The 16,443-nt window shown below is 73.9% G+C and carries 15 protein-coding genes; 8 read left to right on the plus strand and 7 right to left on the minus strand.

Annotated elements, in window-relative coordinates:
• Positions 1 to 3: 3 nt before the first annotated feature.
• Positions 4 to 621, minus strand: coding sequence for a dihydrofolate reductase family protein (locus ACZ4WZ_RS09205; protein ID WP_467887180.1), 618 nt, complete (start codon positions 619 to 621; stop codon positions 4 to 6).
• Positions 622 to 792: 171 nt separating this feature from the next.
• Here ACZ4WZ_RS09205 and ACZ4WZ_RS09210 point away from each other — a divergent pair, with 171 nt between their 5' ends.
• Positions 793 to 1,527, plus strand: coding sequence for an SDR family oxidoreductase (locus tag ACZ4WZ_RS09210; RefSeq protein ID WP_467887183.1), 735 nt, complete (start codon positions 793 to 795; stop codon positions 1,525 to 1,527).
• A gap of 140 nt (positions 1,528 to 1,667) precedes the next feature.
• Here the strand turns inward: ACZ4WZ_RS09210 and alc are convergent, their stop codons facing one another.
• Together alc and allB are read right to left on the minus strand one after the other, a co-directional pair.
• Positions 1,668 to 2,795, minus strand: coding sequence for an allantoicase (alc, locus tag ACZ4WZ_RS09215; protein ID WP_467887186.1), 1,128 nt, complete (start codon positions 2,793 to 2,795; stop codon positions 1,668 to 1,670).
• 2 nt (positions 2,796 to 2,797) lie between these two features.
• Positions 2,798 to 4,141, minus strand: a complete 1,344-nt coding sequence (gene allB, locus ACZ4WZ_RS09220; protein WP_467887188.1) for an allantoinase AllB — start codon at positions 4,139 to 4,141, stop codon at positions 2,798 to 2,800.
• A 325-nt stretch (positions 4,142 to 4,466) separates the two neighbouring features.
• Between allB and ACZ4WZ_RS09225 the strand changes: the two genes are divergently transcribed.
• Both ACZ4WZ_RS09225 and ACZ4WZ_RS09230 read left to right on the plus strand, forming a co-directional pair.
• Complete coding sequence (locus ACZ4WZ_RS09225; protein WP_467887191.1) at positions 4,467 to 5,270, plus strand: IclR family transcriptional regulator; 804 nt, start codon at positions 4,467 to 4,469, stop codon at positions 5,268 to 5,270.
• Between the two features lie 136 nt (positions 5,271 to 5,406).
• Positions 5,407 to 6,942 carry a hypothetical protein gene (locus ACZ4WZ_RS09230; protein ID WP_467887194.1) on the plus strand — a complete coding sequence of 512 codons (1,536 nt, stop codon included), beginning with the start codon at positions 5,407 to 5,409 and terminating at the stop codon, positions 6,940 to 6,942.
• Here ACZ4WZ_RS09230 and ACZ4WZ_RS09235 read toward each other — a convergent pair.
• Together ACZ4WZ_RS09235 and ACZ4WZ_RS09240 are read right to left on the minus strand one after the other, a co-directional pair.
• Positions 6,920 to 7,600 carry an ABC transporter ATP-binding protein gene (locus tag ACZ4WZ_RS09235; protein WP_467887196.1) on the minus strand — a complete coding sequence of 227 codons (681 nt, stop codon included), beginning with the start codon at positions 7,598 to 7,600 and terminating at the stop codon, positions 6,920 to 6,922. The genes ACZ4WZ_RS09230 and ACZ4WZ_RS09235 overlap by 23 nt on opposite strands.
• Positions 7,597 to 8,685: an ABC transporter permease gene (locus ACZ4WZ_RS09240; RefSeq protein ID WP_467887199.1), complete on the minus strand. Its 1,089-nt coding sequence runs from the start codon at positions 8,683 to 8,685 to the stop codon at positions 7,597 to 7,599. The genes ACZ4WZ_RS09235 and ACZ4WZ_RS09240 overlap by 4 nt, the downstream gene beginning before the upstream one ends.
• Before the next feature lie 134 nt (positions 8,686 to 8,819).
• On the opposite strand from ACZ4WZ_RS09240, the gene ACZ4WZ_RS09245 reads away from it, so the two are divergent.
• Together ACZ4WZ_RS09245 and ACZ4WZ_RS09250 are read left to right on the plus strand one after the other, a co-directional pair.
• On the plus strand, positions 8,820 to 10,004 hold the full coding sequence (locus ACZ4WZ_RS09245) for a sensor histidine kinase (protein ID WP_467887202.1): 1,185 nt from the start codon (positions 8,820 to 8,822) through the stop codon (positions 10,002 to 10,004).
• A 1-nt stretch (position 10,005) separates the two neighbouring features.
• Entirely contained in the window at positions 10,006 to 10,635 is a 630-nt protein-coding gene (locus ACZ4WZ_RS09250; RefSeq protein ID WP_388942860.1) for a response regulator, read from the plus strand.
• 36 nt (positions 10,636 to 10,671) lie between these two features.
• Here ACZ4WZ_RS09250 and yczR read toward each other — a convergent pair whose 3' ends face one another.
• The gene (yczR, locus tag ACZ4WZ_RS09255; protein WP_467887205.1) at positions 10,672 to 12,159 is read right to left on the minus strand and encodes a MocR-like transcription factor YczR; all 1,488 of its coding nucleotides are present in this window, start codon (positions 12,157 to 12,159) and stop codon (positions 10,672 to 10,674) included.
• Between the two features lie 89 nt (positions 12,160 to 12,248).
• Between yczR and ACZ4WZ_RS09260 the strand changes: the two genes are divergently transcribed.
• The 3 genes from ACZ4WZ_RS09260 to aceB all read left to right on the plus strand — a co-directional run bounded on the left by ACZ4WZ_RS09260 (position 12,249) and on the right by aceB (position 14,994).
• Complete coding sequence (locus ACZ4WZ_RS09260; protein WP_467887208.1) at positions 12,249 to 12,470, plus strand: hypothetical protein; 222 nt, start codon at positions 12,249 to 12,251, stop codon at positions 12,468 to 12,470.
• Positions 12,413 to 13,114 (plus strand): nucleotidyltransferase family protein, encoded by a 702-nt coding sequence (locus ACZ4WZ_RS09265; RefSeq protein ID WP_467887210.1) that lies wholly within the window; start codon positions 12,413 to 12,415, stop codon positions 13,112 to 13,114. Before ACZ4WZ_RS09260 ends, ACZ4WZ_RS09265 begins: the two co-directional genes overlap by 58 nt.
• 251 nt (positions 13,115 to 13,365) lie before the next feature.
• Entirely contained in the window at positions 13,366 to 14,994 is a 1,629-nt protein-coding gene (aceB, locus tag ACZ4WZ_RS09270) for a malate synthase A (protein ID WP_388942873.1), read from the plus strand.
• 248 nt (positions 14,995 to 15,242) lie between these two features.
• Here aceB and ACZ4WZ_RS09275 read toward each other — a convergent pair whose 3' ends face one another.
• Complete coding sequence (locus ACZ4WZ_RS09275; protein ID WP_467887213.1) at positions 15,243 to 16,439, minus strand: acyltransferase family protein; 1,197 nt, start codon at positions 16,437 to 16,439, stop codon at positions 15,243 to 15,245.
• Positions 16,440 to 16,443: the final 4 nt, after the last annotated feature.

Consider the following 16,443-nt stretch of genomic DNA (forward strand, 5'->3'; position numbering starts at 1 on the left):
GACTCAGTCCTCGAAGGTGCCGAACGAGGCGCGGCCCGTGGGGCGGTAGGTGTGGATGGCGGTGCCGCTGCCGGTGGTGCGGGAGGCGGTCAGCTCGAAGGCCGTGGGCAGTCCGCCGGTGGGGAACAGGCGGCGGCCCGCGCCGAGGAAGACGGGGAAGACCAGCAGGTTCAGCTCGTCGACGAGGTCGCGCGCGAGCAGCCACTGGGCGAGCCGGCCGCTGCCGTGCACCTGGAGCTCCCCGTCCAGGGCGTCCTTAACGCGGACGATCTCCGACTGGAGCTGTTCCCCGTCGATCACGGTGGCGGGGCCCCAGGCCGGGTCCTTGAGGGTGGTCGAGGCGATGTACTTCGGCAGGCGGTTGAGCTTGTTCGGGACCGGGTCGGCCGGGTCGTCGTGCCGCGGCCAGTACGAGGCGAAGATCTCGTAGGTCCGGCGCCCGAGGAGGAAGGCCCCTGCCCGGCCGAAGAGCTCGTTCACGAACTCCCCCATGCCCTCGTCGGCGAAGGGCACGAGCCAGCCGCCGTACTCGAATCCGCCGCTGCGGTCCTCGTCGGGCCCGCCGGGGGCCTGCATCACTCCGTCGAGGGTCAGGAAGGTGGTGAGGGTCAGCTTGCCCATGGCTCGGCGCTCCTTGTGTCGGTGGCTGGTCCCGTTGTCGGTTCAGACTCCCGCCGGCGCCTGGGCTCATCGGTGCGGCGCGCGTGAACGCCGGGTCGGATTCCCGCCAGCGCCGTCCGCCTCCCCCAGATTTCATTGAACCCGCAACCAAATGGACCCGGGAGGAACCACATGAACGGCAACACGGTGGCACTGGTGACGGGCGGCAGCCGGGGCATCGGGGCGGCGACCGCGCTGCGCCTGGCTGAGGACGGCTTCGACGTGGCGCTCACCTACGTCAGCGGCGCCGCGGCCGCGGCCGCGGTCGTGGGCAAGATCGAGGCGCTCGGCCGCAGGGGGCTCGCCGTACGGGCGGACGCGGGCGACGCCGAGGGCCCGCGCACCGCGGTGGAGGAGACCGTACGGGCGCTGGGGCGGCTCGACGTCCTGGTCAACAACGCCGGCGTCGGCGTGCTCGGCCCGATCGGCACGCTCGGCACCGCCGACGTGGACCGGGTCCTCGGGGTCAACGTCCGGGGCGCCTTCCTGGCGGCGCAGGCCGCGGCCGGGCGCATGGGGCCCGGCGGACGGATCGTCACCATCGGCAGCTGCATCGCGCTGCGGGTCCCCGGCCCCGGCGGCACGCTGTACGCGATGAGCAAGGCGGCCATGTCGGGCCTGACGAAGTCCCTCGCCCGGGAGCTGGGCGGGCGCGGCATCACCGCGAACCTGGTGCACCCCGGTCCCACGGACACCGACATGAACCCGGCCGGCGGTCCGTACGCGGACCCGCAGCGGTCGATGACGGCCCTCGGACGCTACGGCACCCCGGAGGAGGTCGCCGCCATGGTGTCCTTCCTCGCCGGGCCGGACGCCGCGTACGTCACCGGGGCGGAGTTCTCGGTGGACGGCGGCCACGCCGCCTGAACGGGGCGCGGGATCCTGCCCTGCCGTGCGAACGGGGCCGGCCCGGAAACGCCTGTGGGGCGCACCGCGTGCGGTGCGCCCCACAGGGCCGTGCCCGTGCCCCGGGGGTGTCGGCCCCCGGAGCGGTCGGCCGGGGCGGATCAGCCGCCCAGCTCCTGGTGGCGGGCGGCGTGCGCGGCCGCGCCGCCCTCCGTCAGCGAACCGAAGAGGCGCAGGCGGGAGAAGCCGCCGTCCGGGAAGATGTCGATCCGCACGTGGGTGCCGACCGCCGGGGCGTCCAGCACGAAGCGGTGGTTGGTGTCGGGCTGCAGGCGGGTGCGCGGCAGGAACTCCCTCCACTCGCCCTCCTCGCCCGTCTTGACGGACAGCGAGGCCCAGCCGGCCGAGTTGCCCTTGAGGTAGGCGGTGTCGATCTCCACGGCGCGGATCTCGGACTCGGCGACGAGCCGGTAGCGGATCCAGTCGTTGCCGTTGTCGCGGCGGCGGGCCGTCTCCCAGCCGTCGTCCATCTTGCGGGAGCGGCCCGGGTTGATGGTGTTGGTGGGCGGGGAGTAGAAGCGGTTGGACGCGTCCTCGACCGAGCCGCCGTTCTCCAGGGCGACGACGTCGAAGGTGCCCAGCGCGGCGAGCCACCGCGGGTCGGGGCGGACCTCGCCGTAGACGCGCAGACGGGCGATGCCGCCGTCCGGGTGCTGGTTCAGGCGCAGGTGCGTGAAGCGCTGCTCGGCGTTGACCTCGAACCCGTTGGCCGCGTGACCGCCGACGGGGGTGCGCTCGACGAGGGTCGTCCACTTGACGTCCTCGGAGAGCAGCTCCTCCGCGGTCGGGGAGCCCTGGACCGAGGCGCCCTGGACCGATACGGCCTGGGGCATGTTGCCGCGGAAGTGGGCGGTGTCGACGACGATGCCGCGGATGACGCCCGGGGCGCCGAGCCGGATCAGGGCGTAGTCGTGGTCCTCGGCGGTCGGCCAGGGCTGCTCGGCGGACACGCCGCGGCGCCGGCGGGTCTCCCAGCCGTCCATGACCTTGCCCTTGTGCCCGAAGTGCTCGGGGTCGAAGTGCGGGGCCTCGCTGATGAGCAGGTTCTCCCGCTCGGCGAAGAACTCGTCGTTGGCGGCGATGACGCCGGCGCCCAGCTCGCGGGCCGCGAGGTTCGCGTACTGGGTGAAGGGGAACTCCGCGGTGCGGTAGTCCGCGAACGGGTCGCCGCCCCCGTACGGGTTCGCGTTGCCGGTGAAGGACGTCAGTCCAGTCGAACGCTGTGCCACTGTCAGTTCTGCCTTTCGAGGAGGAGGCCCGTGGGCTCGGTCGGGGTGCCGTGGTCGGCGATCTGCCTGCCGCGCAGCCAGGTGGACTTCACGACGCCGTGCAGGGTCTTGCCCGCGTACGCCGTGACCTGGTTGCGGTGGTGCAGCTCGGCCGGGTCCACGGTGAAGGTCTCTTCGGGGGCCAGGACCGCGAAGTCGGCGTCACGGCCGGCCTCGATGGCGCCCTTGGCCGCCAGGCCGGCCAGCGCGGCCGGGGCGGTGGACATCCAGCGCGCGACCTCTTCGAGGGTGCGGCCGCGCTCGCGCGCCTCGGTCCAGATGGCGGGCAGGCCCAGCTGGAGGGAGGAGATGCCGCCCCACGCGGTGGCGAAGTCGCCGGTCTTCAGGTCCGCGGTGGAGGGCGAGTGGTCGGAGACGATGCAGTCGATGGTGCCGTCGGCGAGCGCGTCCCACAGGAGGTCCTGGTTGGCGGCCTCGCGGATGGGCGGGCAGCACTTGAACTCGGTGGCGCCGTCCGGGACTTCCTCGGCGGTGAGGGTGAGGAAGTGCGGGCAGGACTCGACGGTGATCCGCACGCCCTCGGCCTTGGCGGCGGCGATCAGGGGCAGCGCGTCGGAGGACGACAGGTGCAGGACGTGCACGCGGGCGTTGAGCCGCCTGGCCTGGGCGATCAGGTTCTCGATCGCGGTGTTCTCGGCGTCCTTGGGGCGCGAGGCCAGGAAGTCGGCGTACTTGGGGCCCGGCTTCTGGGGGGCGGACTCCAGGTGGTGCGGGTCCTCGGCGTGCACGATCATCAGGCCGCCGAAGCCGGTGATCTCGGCGAGGGAGGTGGCCAGCTGCTCCTGGTCCAGCTGGGGGAACTCGTCCACGCCGGAGGGCGACAGGAAGCACTTGAAGCCGTAGACGCCGGCGTCGTGCAGCGGGCGCAGGTCCTTGACGTTGTCCGGAAGGGCGCCGCCCCAGAAGCCGACGTCCACGTGCGCCTTCGTCCGGGCGACCTCCTGCTTGACGCGGAGGTTCTCCACGGTGGTGGTGGGCGGCAGGGAGTTGAGCGGCATGTCGAGGATGGTGGTGATGCCACCGGCCGCGGCGGCGCGGGTGGCCGTCCAGAAGCCCTCCCACTCGGTGCGGCCGGGGTCGTTCACGTGGACGTGCGTGTCCACCAGGCCGGGGAGCAGCACGTCGTCGCCGAAGTCCTCGAGCCGGGCCCCGGCCGGTACCTCCGCGTCGTGCGCCAGCACGGCCGTGATCTTCCCCGCGGCGACGGCCACCGAGGCGGCACGCGTCCCCTCGGGGGTGATGACGCGCGTCGAGCGCAGTACCAGTTCCACTGCGGCGTCGGCCACCGGAACCTCCCCATCTACTTCCACAGAGCGAAATTCAACGTTCTGTTGACGGAGTCTTCACCCCGATCCGGGGCCAGTCAAGAGCGTCCGGACGGACCGTCGGCCCGTTCGCGCCCCGATTGGATGTTTCCACAGGATGGAATTAAGATTTCACCATCCAGAATGTAGCTACCGCCACGGGCATCCGGGCGGGTAACTTCCGAGGACGTCCACCACCGGGACAAACCACCTCTGACCGGCGAGGACGGCGAGGCCCGGCTCTAGGGCCGAAGCCGGCCGACCGGTAGGCTGCTCCCTTGCCTGCCAGCACCGAAAGGACCGCGCCGTGCCGACGTCCAGCGCCAGCACCACCGACGCTTCCGCCAAGCCCACCGCCGGCGGCGGTGGCGTCCAGTCCCTTGAGCGCGCCTTCGATCTGCTCGAACGCATGGCCGATGCCGGCGGCGAAGTCGGTCTCAGCGAGCTCTCGGCCGCCAGCGGCCTGCCGCTGCCCACCATCCACCGCCTGATGCGGACCCTCGTCGCCTGCGGGTACGTCCGCCAGCAGCCCAACCGACGGTACTCCCTCGGGCCCCGCCTGATCCGCCTCGGCGAGTCCGCGTCGCGGCTGCTGGGCACCTGGGCCCGCCCGTACCTCGCTCGCCTGGTCGAGGAGACCGGCGAGACGGCGAACATGGCCCTGCTCGACGGCGACGAGATCGTCTACGTGGCCCAGGTCCCGTCCAAGCACTCCATGCGCATGTTCACCGAGGTCGGCCGCCGGGTGCTGCCGCACTCCACCGGCGTGGGCAAGGCCCTGCTCGCCCACACCCCGGCCGACGAGGTCCGCGCCCTGCTGGCACGCACGGGGATGCCCGCCGCGACCGAGAAGACCATCACCACGCCCGAGGGCTTCCTGGAGGCCCTGGAGCAGGTCCGCCGGGTCGGCTACGCGGTCGACGACAACGAGCAGGAAATAGGAGTCCGCTGCCTCGCCGTGTCGGTGCCCGACTCGCCGACCGCCGCCGCGATCTCCATCTCCGGTCCGGCGGGCCGGGTGACCCAGGCCGTGGCCGAGTCCTTCGTACCGATCCTGCAGGGCGTCGCCGCCGAGCTGTCGGTGGCCCTGCAGAGCCAGGCCCCGGCGTAGGAATCCGTTCGGAGGGCTCCGCGTAAGGGCGGGGCCGGCGGCGCTGGGCCGACTGCCGTGGCCGCGATGGCAGGGTGCGGCCCGGCGGGGCAGCGTGGGGAGGCAACTGCCCGCCTCCCCGCCCCGAGGTCCGCCCATGACCACGAACCCCGTCACGGCACCGAGCCCGCCCGATGCCACGCCGAGGTCCGGCCCCCGCCCGGGGCGGCGCGATCTCGCCTTCCTGGCGCCCGTCGCCGCCGCGTACGCCCTCGCCCAGCTGCTCCTGGCCGTGCCGGGCACCGGACTCGGCTGGGACGAGACCGTGTACGTCAGCCAGGTCTCGCGCGATGCCCCCGCCGCGTTCTTCAGCGCCCCCCGCGCCCGCGGGATCACCTACCTCGTCGCCCCCGTCGCCGCCCTCACCCCCTCCGTCACGGCCCTGCGCATCTATCTGGTGCTGCTGTCGGCGGGGACGCTCCTGCTCTGCCTCTGGGTGTGGCGGCGGCTGCTCCCCGCGCCCGTCCTCGCCCTGGCAGGGGTGCTCTTCACCGGCCTGTGGCCCACCCTGTTCTACGGCCCGCAGGCCATGCCGAATCTCTGGGTGGCCTTCGCCGCCCTCCTCACCGTGGGCTGCTTCCTGCGGGCCGCCCGCGATCCCGGCGACCGCCTCGCCCTCGCCGGGACCGCCGCCGGGACCGCCCTCGCCGCGCTCATGCGCCCTTCCGACGCGGTGTGGCTCGTCCTGCCCCTGGCGTGCGCCGCGTGCGCCGTCCGCACCGGGAGGCGGTTCGCGCTGGTCGCGGCGCTCGCCGTGGGGGCGTTGCTCGGAGCCGCCGAGTGGATCGTCGAAGCCGAGCTCCGCTACGGCGGCCTCGTCACCCGGCTGCACCGCGCCGGCGAGATCCAGGGCGGCGTCGGCTGGCACCCCGCGTTCGGCGACCACCTGCGCGCCCTGGGCGGGCGTACGCTCTGCCGCCCGTGCGACGTGCCCGGGTCCCACCCCCTCACCGCCCTGTGGTGGTTCGTCCTGCCGCCGGCGGCCGCGGGCGGGCTGGTCGCCGCGTACCGGGCCGGGCGGCTGCGCCGGGTCCTCGTCCCCACGGCGGCCGCGCTGTCGCTCGCGGCGCCGTACCTGCTGATGATCGGATACGCCGCGCCCCGCTTCCTGCTGCCCGCGTACGCCCTGCTCTCCCTGCCCGTCGCCCTGTGTCTGGCCCGGCTGTTCGGCCTGGCCCGCGCCCGCCCGTTCGCCCTGGGGGCGCTCTGCCTGGCGCTGGCCGCGCACCTCGCGCTCCACCTCGCCCTCACCGCCACGCTGGGAGCGCGCGGCAGGGCCAACCGGACGGCTTTCACCGCCGTCGCCGCCGAACTGCGCCGCGAGGGGGTACGGCCGCCCTGCCTGGTCAGCGGCGAGGAGGCGGTCCGGGTCGCGTTCCTCGCCCGGTGCGCCTCGCGCCAGGTCTACGGGGGCCACGACGGCAGCATCTCCGCGGACGGGCTCGCCGCCCTGGCCCGGACCCGGCCCGCCGCGGTGCTGGTGGCGGGCGGGTCGCCACCGCCCGCGTGGGCGCGGGGCTGGCGGCCGCTGCCCCTGCCCGGCTTCCCGGGCCGGCGCGGCCACCTGGCCTACCTGTCCCCCGCGGCGCGGCCCGACGGGCCCGGGGGAGCTACGCGGGAACCGACGCGGTGAGGCGGCCGTCGGCCATGACCGCCGTACGGTCCGTCCGGTCCAGGTGGGCCCGGTCGTGCGTGACCAGCACCGTGGCGGTCGAACGCTCGCGCGTGAGGGCGACCAGCAGGTCGAGGACCGCCGCGCCGCGCTCGTGGTCGAGGGCGCTGGTCGGCTCGTCCACCAGCAGGACGGCCGGTTCGTTCATCAGGGCCCGGGCGATGTTCACGCGCTGGCGCTGGCCGCCGGACAGCTGGTGCGGGCGCTTGTCGGCCTTGTCGGCCAGGCCCACCGCCTCCAGCAGCTCCAGGGCACGGCGGCGTAGCTGCCGCGAGGGGCGGCCCGAGAGGTGGGCCATCACCTGGAGCTGCTCGGCGGCGGTCAGCGAGGCCAGCAGGTTGGGCTGCTGGAAGACGATGCCGATCCGGTCCCGGCGCAGCGCCGACTTCTCGGCGGGGCCGAGCCGGGTGGTGTCCCGGCCCGCGACCACGACCCGGCCCGAGTCCGGGGTGACCAGGGTGGCCGCCACGGCCAGCAGGCTGGACTTCCCGGAGCCCGAGGGCCCCACGATCGCGGTGAGGGAGCCGGCGGGCACCTCCAGGGACACCGCGTCGAGCGCGGTGAGACGGCCGTCGCCGTCGGGGTAGGTCAGCGTGACGTCGTCGACGAGCAGGGTCATCGGGCGCTCCCCAGGGCGGTCAGCGGGTCGACGGCGGTGATCCGCCGGATGGACAGGGCCGCGCCGAGCGCGCCGAGCACGATCATGATTCCGGCGGGAACCAGCACGGTGGCCGCGTCGAGGACGAAGGGCACCTCGCCGCCGCTGATCAGGACTCCGGCGCCGGCCGCGAGCCCCGTACCGGCACCGGTGCCGATCCCCAGCATCACCACGGCCTGGCCGAGGGCGTCCCTGAGCAGGTAGGGGGTGGAGGCGCCGAGGGCCTTCAGCACCGCGATGTCACCGCTGCGCTGGATCGTCCAGACGGTGAAGAAAGCCCCTATGACCAGGGCCGAGATGGCGAAGAGGAAGCCGCGCATCAGCTGGAGCGAACCGTTCTCCGCCTGGTACGACCCCATGGCGCCCAGGGCCTCGTCGACCGTCAGGGCCCTCGTACCCGCCGCCCGGTCACCGGCGGCCCAGTCCACGCCCCCGGAGCCGTCGAGGGCGATGACGGTGGCGACGGTGTCCGGGGAGGTGCCCGGGTTGCCGACGCGCTGCCAGTCGTCCAGGTCCGTCCAGACGACCGGGGTGTGGCTGTAGGCGGCCGTGCCCGAGACGGCGGCCACGGTCAGCTCCAGCGGACCGACCGTGACGCGGGCACCGGCGGTGAGGCCGCCCAGCTCCTTCGCCGCCTTCTCGGTGAGGACCGCCCGGCCCCGGCCGAGCCCCGCCCCGGCCGGCGCGAGCGGGCCGGCCGGCTCGACGCCGAAGACGGAGACCGCGGCGGTGCGCCCGCCGGAGACGGCGTTGGTGGTGCGGATGCCGAGCGGATGCGCCGCCGTCACCCCGGCCCGCTCCCGCCAGGCCTTCCAGGCGTCCTCGGGCAGCTGGGACTGGGTGAAGGAGACCTTCTGGTCCCCGGGTGGCGCCGCGAAGGCCAGCCGCGAGGCGGGCAGCCCGGTGACGGCCGAGATGTTCTCCCGGGCCAGTCCGGCGGTCAGCCCCGACAGCAGACCGACCAGCAGCGTGATCAGCAGTACGACCGAGCCCATGAGGGCGAAGCGGCCCTTGGCGAACCGTAGATCTCTCCATGCGACGAACATGTCCCCCACCTTGGTCGCGCACGCGGGCCCGGGGCATCGCGCCACGGGAGGCATCCTGCTATCGAAGGTGGCATCCGGACATCAAACTTTCGGTTGACCGGGGCCCCGGACCGCCCGCTTACGCTGGTCGGACGATGTCTGCCGCCCCGCCCTCCCGCCCCCTGCTCCCCGTCTCCCGCGTACTGCGGCTGTGCCTGCACGCCCTGCTCCTCGGGCTGCTCGCGCTGGCCTCCGCCCGCGCCCTCGCCGGCTCCGCGCCGCACGCCGGGTGGGTGACCGGGCTCTGCGTCCTGCTGGCCGCCGTGTACGCGGCGGGCGTACGGGCCCCCGCGGTGCGGCGCTCGGCCCGGGCCGCCGCGCTGTGGCTGGCCGGGGTGGGCGCGGTGTGGGCCGCGCTGCTGGCCGCCTCCCCCGACGGGCTGTGGATCGCCTTCCCGCTGTACTTCCTGGAGCTGCACCTGCTGCGGCTGCGCTGGGGCCTGGTGGCCGTCGCGGTGACCGCCTGCGCCGCCATCGGCGCCTTCGTCGGGCACAGCGGCGGCTCCGTCAGCCCCGGGGCCTTCCTCGGACCGCTGCTGGGCGGGGCGGTGGCCGTCGCCACGGTGCTCGGCTACCAGGCGCTGTACCGCGAGAGCGAACGCCGCCGCCGGCTGATCGAGGAGCTCATCACCACCCGGGCAGAGCTCGCGGCGGCCGAGCGGAACGCGGGGGTCCTCGCGGAGCGGGAGCGGCTCGCACGGGAGATCCACGACACCCTGGCCCAAGGCCTGTCCTCCATCCAGCTGCTGCTGCGGGCCGCCGAGCGGACGCTGCCCGAGGACGCGCCGGCCTCCGGACACATCGCCCGGGCCCGCGGGGCCGCACAGGAGAACCTCGCCGAGGCACGCCGTTTCGTACGGGCCCTCACTCCCCCGGACCTGGAGCACGGCTCGCTGGCCGGAGCGCTGGAGCGGCTGTGCTCGGGAGCCCCGGGCCCGCGGGTGCGGTTCTCGGTCAGCGGCACCCCCAGGGCGCTGCCCACCCCGTACGAGGTGGCCCTGCTGCGGATCGCGCAGTCGGCGCTGGCCAACGTGGTGCGGCACGCGGCGGCGGGGCGGGCGGAGATCACCCTGACCTTCATGGACGGCTCGGTCACCCTGGACGTGGTCGACGACGGCCGGGGCTTCGACCCCGCCGGCGCCGCCTCGGGCGGAGGCGGTTTCGGCCTGCCCGCGATGCGCGCGCGGGCCGAATCGCTGGGCGGGCTGTTCACCGTGGAGTCGGATCCGGGCCAGGGCACCGCCGTGGCCGTCACCCTGCCGCTGCCCGTGGAGGCCTGACATGACCATCCGGCTCCTGCTCGCCGACGACCACCCCGTGGTGCGCGCCGGGCTGCGCGCGGTGCTGGACACCGAGCCGGACTTCGCGGTGGTCGCGGAGGCGGCCACGGCGGAGCGGGCGGTGGAGCTGGCGGCTTCCGAGCCGGTGGACGTCGTGCTGATGGACCTCCAGTTCGGGGCCGGGATGCACGGTTCGGCGGCCACGGCGGCGATCACCGCCCGTCCGGGCGCGCCCCGGGTGCTGGTCCTGACCACGTACGACACTGACGCCGACATCCTGGCGGCGGTGGAGGCGGGCGCTTCCGGCTACCTGCTGAAGGACGCCCCGCCGGAGGAGCTGGCGGCTGCGGTCCGTACGGCGGCGGCCGGCCAGTCGGCGCTGGCCCCGGCGGTGGCGCTGCGGCTGATGGACCGGATGCGCACCCCGGCGGAGGCGCTGACCAAGCGTGAGCTGGAGGTGCTCCAGCTGGTCGCGGACGGGCTGTCCAACCAGCAGATCTCCAAGCGGCTCTTCCTCAGCCAGGCCACGGTCAAGTCCCATCTGGTGCACGTCTACGCCAAGCTCGGCGTCGACTCGCGCACCTCCGCCGTCGCGGCGGCCGCAACCCGCCGGCTGATCCGCACGCGGTGAGGGGCCCCCTCACCGCGTGCGGCTGGAGGAGACGGCCTACGCCACCCAGTACGGCCGCTCGACCGCCGGTGCCAGCGGGACGCCGTCGTGGAAGGCCGCGGCGAGGCGGCGCACGCCCTCCTCCAGGCGGTCGGGCGGCAGGGTGTACGGGATGCGCAGGCGGTGTTCGAAGGTGCCCGGGTCCACGCCGAAGCGGGCCCCGCGGCCGATGTGCACCCCGGCCGCGGCCGCCCGCTCGGCGAGGGCGGAGCTGACCGGCTCGCCGAGGTCCACCCAGAGCGAGAGGCCGCCGGGCGGCAGCTGCCAGGACCACTCGGGGGTGTGCCGCTGGAGCGCCGACACCAGGGCCGCCCGCTGGGTGCGCAGCTGCGCGAGCCGCTCGGGCAGGGAGCGGTCGAGGCCCTCCAGCAGCGGGAGCGCCACCAGCTGGTCGAGCACGGAGCCGGTCATGTCCGCCGAGACCCTTACGGCGGTCAGCTCGGCTATGAGCTTCGCGGTGGCCCGGATCCAGCCCACCCGGAGCCCGCCCCAGTGCGTCTTGCTGAGCGAGCCGATGGTGATCACGTGGTCGGCGCCCGACCGCGGGGCGAGGGAGGCGAGGGGCGCGGGGGCGGGGACGTCCAGCGCGATGTCCGCGATGGTCTCGTCGACCACCAGCCAGGTGCCGGTGGCCCGGGTCACCGCGAGCAGCCGCAGCCGCTGTTCCTCCGGCATCAGGGCGCCCGTCGGGTTCTGGAAGTCCGGGATCGCGTACGCGAGCCTGGGCACGGTCTGGCGCAGCGTGGACTCGGCGATCTCCATGTCCCAGCCGGTGTCGGAGACGGCGATGGACCGGGTGCGCAGGCGGGCGTGGCGCAGGGCGTCGAGGGCGTTGGCGTAGGTGGGGCTCTCGGTGACGACCCGGTCCCCGGGCCGGCAGAGCAGGCCGACCACCAGGGCGAAGGCCTGCTGGGCCCCGGCGGTGACGAGGATCTGCTCGGAGCGGGTGGGCAGCCCGCGACGGGTGAAGCGGTCCGCGACGGCGGCGCGCAGGTCGGGCAGCCCGAAGGGGTGGTAGCCGGGGGTGCGGGTGAGGGCGGGCAGGCGCGGGGCGGCCCGGGCCAGGGCCTCGGCGAGGCTGCCGTCCGGGGCTCCCATCGCGGCGATGGCGAGGTCGATGCCGGGGTCGCCGTCGGCGCTGTGGCCGCCCGTCCCGAGGAGGGCGTGGGCGCCGACCGGCCCGTGCCCGTCGGGGAGCTCGGTCCAGGTGCCGGAGCCGCGCCGGCTGCGGACGTAGCCGGCCTCCCGGAGCAGGTCGTACGCGCCGGTGACGGTGGCGCGGCTGGCGCCGACGGCCTCGGCGAGCTCGCGCTCGGCGGGCAGCCGGACGTGCAGGGCGATCCGGCCGTCGAGGATCAGGGTGCGGACGGCGTCGGCGAGGGCGCGGTAGCCGGGGCGGGCCAGCACCTCGGGCGGGAGCAGGGCCGCGAGCTGCCGGCTCCCCATCGTCCTGTCCGCCGTGTGGACCACTCGTCCGTTCGCCATGCCAACCTCCCCCGATTGGCTCTGCCAGCCAGGCCAATCGGGGTCCAGACTCGCGGTATTGGCCCCCGATTGGCAAGGAGCGCTCCCCGATGCCGTATGACGTGTTCACCGACCGTGACGAACGGGCCCTGGCGGCCGCCGCCGAGAACCGGATCTCCGAGCCGCTGCGGATCGGGGCCGCGCTGGCCTCCGTACGCCTGCTGCTGGCGGGATTCCCACCCGTTCGGGGGAAGGGGCGGCGAGAATCACTGACATGTCAGCAGTCGAACACTTCCGCGAAGCCGGCTCCGGCCGCCCCGCTGCCGCTGTGACCCCCGCCGCCGCCCCGGCCCCCGGCGAGGCTCCCGGCGGGCCGGCCGGGCAGGGCCCGCCGCTCGTCGCCGGCCTGCTCCTGGCCGCCGGCGGGGGGCGCCGGCTGGGCGGCCGCCCCAAGGCCCTGCTCCCCTACCGCGGACGCCCGCTCGTGGAGAACGCCGTGCGCGTCCTGCGGGAGGCCGGCTGCGACCCGGTGCACGTGGTGCTCGGCGCCTCGGCCGCCGAGGTGCGCGAGCGCGCCGACCTGGCGGGGTGCGTGGTCGTGGACAACCCGGACTGGGCCGAGGGCATGGGCTCCTCGCTGCGGGCCGGCCTCGCCTCCCTGGCCGGTACGGGGGCCCGCGCGGCCCTCGTGTCCCTGGTGGACCAGCCGGGCATCGGGCCGGCGGCCGTGGCGCGGGTGCGGGAGGCGTACCGGTCTCCGTCGAGCCTGGTGGCGGCGGCGTACGACGGGGAGCGGGGGCATCCGGTGCTGTTCGGGGCGGACCGCTGGGCGGACGTGGCGGCAACCGCGACCGGGGACCGGGGCGCGCGCGTCCACCTGAGGAAACACGCCGCCGAGGTCATGCTGGTGGAGTGCGGGGACGTCGCGGCCGCCTTCGACATCGACACCCCGCCGGATCTGGCACGCCTCGTCTGAGCGGGGCGTGACCGCGGTGGCACTGAGGGCCACCGGGGAGCGGAATCTGTCGACTCAGAGAATCTCGACATCAACAAACCATTGAACTTCCACCATGAGGAAATTACTATCCACTGGTCAGAAGCGCCCTGAACCCCCAGACGGCGCCCGCGACCGTTACCAGGAACTCTCCACACCCGGCGGCACCGCGTGCCGTCCCGCGCGAGCATTCCCCGCGGCCGCAAGGCACCGCCGCTGAAGGAGTGACAGATATGTCCGCACCAGCGCCGTCCCCGCTGGCCATCGTCGACGCCGAGCCCCTGCCCCGGCAGGACGAAGTCCTCACCGATGCGGCCCTCGCGTTCGTGGCCGAGCTCCACCGGCGGTTCGCACCCCGCCGCGCCGAGCTCCTCGCCCGCCGCGGCGAGCGGCGCGCCGAGATCGCCCGCACTTCCACGCTCGACTTCCTCCCGGACACCGCACAGGTCCGCGAGGGCGACTGGAAGGTCGCGCCCGCCCCGGCCGCCCTGAACGACCGCCGCGTGGAGATCACCGGTCCGACCGACCGCAAGATGACCATCAACGCCCTCAACTCGGGCGCCAAGGTCTGGCTCGCCGACTTCGAGGACGCCTCGGCTCCCACCTGGGAGAACGTCGTCCTCGGCCAGCTCAACCTCATCGACGCCTACGAGCGCCGCATCGACTTCACCGACCCGCGCACCGGCAAGGCCTACGCCCTCAAGCCCGCCGACCAGCTCGCGACCGTCGTCATGCGCCCGCGCGGCTGGCACCTCCAGGAGCGCCACCTGCGCTTCGAGGGCGGCCCGGCCTCCGGCTCCCTCGTGGACTTCGGCCTCTACTTCTTCCACAACGCCCAGCGTCTCATCGACCTCGGCAAGGGCCCGTACTTCTACCTCCCGAAGACCGAGTCGCACCTGGAGGCCCGCCTCTGGAACGACATCTTCGTCTTCGCCCAGGACTACGTCGGCATCCCGCAGGGCACCGTCCGCGCGACCGTCCTCATCGAGACCATCACCGCGGCCTACGAGATGGAAGAGATCCTCTTCGAGCTCAAGGACCACGCGGCGGGCCTGAACGCGGGCCGCTGGGACTACCTGTTCTCCATCGTCAAGAACTTCCGGGACGGCGGCGAGAAGTTCGTCCTGCCGGACCGCAACGCGGTGACGATGACCGCCCCCTTCATGCGCGCCTACACCGAGCTGCTCGTCCGCACCTGCCACAAGCGCGGCGCGCACGCGATCGGCGGCATGGCGGCCTTCATCCCGTCCCGCAAGGACGCCGAGGCCAACCGGGTCGCCTTCGAGAAGGTCAAGGCCGACAAGGACCGCGAGGCGAACGACGGCTTCGACGGCTCCTGGGTCGCCCACCCCGACCTGGTCCCGATCGCCATGGCCTCCTTCGACGCCGTCCTGGGCGACAAGCCCAACCAGAAGGACCGCCTCCGCGAGGACGTCTCCGTGGCCCCCGGCGACCTGATCGCGATCGACTCGCTGGACGCCAAGCCCACCTACGAGGGCCTGCGCAACGCGGTCCAGGTCGGCATCCGCTACATCGAGGCCTGGCTGCGCGGCCTGGGCGCCGTCGGCATCTTCGGCCTCATGGAGGACGCCGCCACGGCGGAAATCTCGCGCTCCCAGATCTGGCAGTGGATCAACGCCGGAGTCGTCTTCGAGCACGACGGCGAACCCGTGCGCGCCACCGCGGAACTGACCCGCGCGATCGCCGCCGAGGAGCTCGACGCGATCCGTGCCGAGGTCGGCGAGGAGGCCTTCGCGGCCGGGAAGTGGCAGCAGGCCCACGACCTCCTGCTCCAGGTCTCCCTGGACGCCGACTACGCGGACTTCCTCACCCTCCCCGCGTACGACCAGCTGGTCGGCTGACCTCCCGCACGGCCCGCGCCACCCCCTTCGGCTGAATCGCACAGCAGCCGAGCCCGGCTCCGCCCCCGTCGCCCTCGAGGCGCCGGGGGCGGAGCTGTTCGCGCAGGTGCGGGCAGGCCGTGTTCCGTGACCGGAATGCCGGTGGTGTGGTGTGTGTCGTGCGGACCGCAGGACGCTCCGGAGCGGCCGCGGGGGCGAGGGGGCCTCGGGGGCGAGGGACGCCCCACCGGTCGGCGAGGGCCGGCCGGTCAGCCCTTCGGGCCCGTCCGGCCTCCGGCCCGCACGTCCATGCGCACCTGGGCGAAGGAGGCGTCCAGCTTCCGCTTCATCCAGGGGGCGAGCGGGCGCTCCACCAGCCGGTGCACCAGATAGGCCGTGACCATCATGATGAGGGTCACCGCGATCAGCGTCGGATACGGGTCCAGGTACGTGCGCAGACGGGTGATCACCTGCCAGCCGATCATCTGGTGCAGCAGGTAGAGCGGGTAGGTGAGCGCCCCGGCGACGGTCAGCCACTTCCACCGGATCCAGTTGAACGCACCCAGCGCGGAGGCGATGACGACACCGTAGGCGACGGTGGTGCAGAACAGGGTGAGGGTCCAGGAGAGCCGGTGCTCGGCGCCGAACTCATAGCCGTCGACCACACCGCGCAGGGAGTCCTGCGACATCAGCCAGCAGAATCCGACGATGCCCCAGAGCAGCAGGTTGGCGCCGAACCGGTACATCAGGAAGATCGCGATGCCCCCGATGAAGTACCAGGCGTAGGTGGGCTGGGCGATCACCGTGAGCAGCGGGGAGTCCGCCGCGGTCGCCACCAGCGCCGCGGCACCCCAGATCCCGCAGAACGCCAGCACCCGGCGGTAGGTCAGGCCGATCGCGACGAGCACGCCGAAGAGCAGGTAGAACCGGAGCTCGGCCCAGAGGGTCCAGTAGACCGGGTCCAGGTTGTCCACCCCGACCGGCATGTTGGCCATGCTCAGGTTGGTGAGGACCCGTGAGAGGGTCGGCCGCTGGGTGTTGTCGCCCCAGATGGTCGGCACGATCAGCAGGCAGCCGGCCGTGAGCAGTACCGCCACCCAGTAGGCGGGGAAGAGCCGGACCACCCGTGAGGTGACGAAATCGCCGACCGAACGGCCCCAGCAGGACATGCAGATGACGAAGCCGCTGATCAGGAAGAACAGCTCCACGCCGGTCCAGCTGTACGCGCCGACCAGGTGACCGGTCGGCATCAGCTCGCTGGGCTTGCCGTGCCAGACCTGCGGGAAGCGCTCGACTCCGAGCCAGTGCCAGAGCACGACCCCCATCGCGGCGATCAGCCGGAGGCCGTCCAGCACGTAGAGGCGGGGCCGCTTGGCGACGGCTGTTCCGGTGCCCGGCACCTCCCCCGGCTGGGCCGCCGAAGGCGGCGGCACGGAGACCGGCGGGGAACTGACGGGGGAGACCATCGAC

The organism is Streptomyces sp. NPDC029122 (assembly GCF_055569445.1).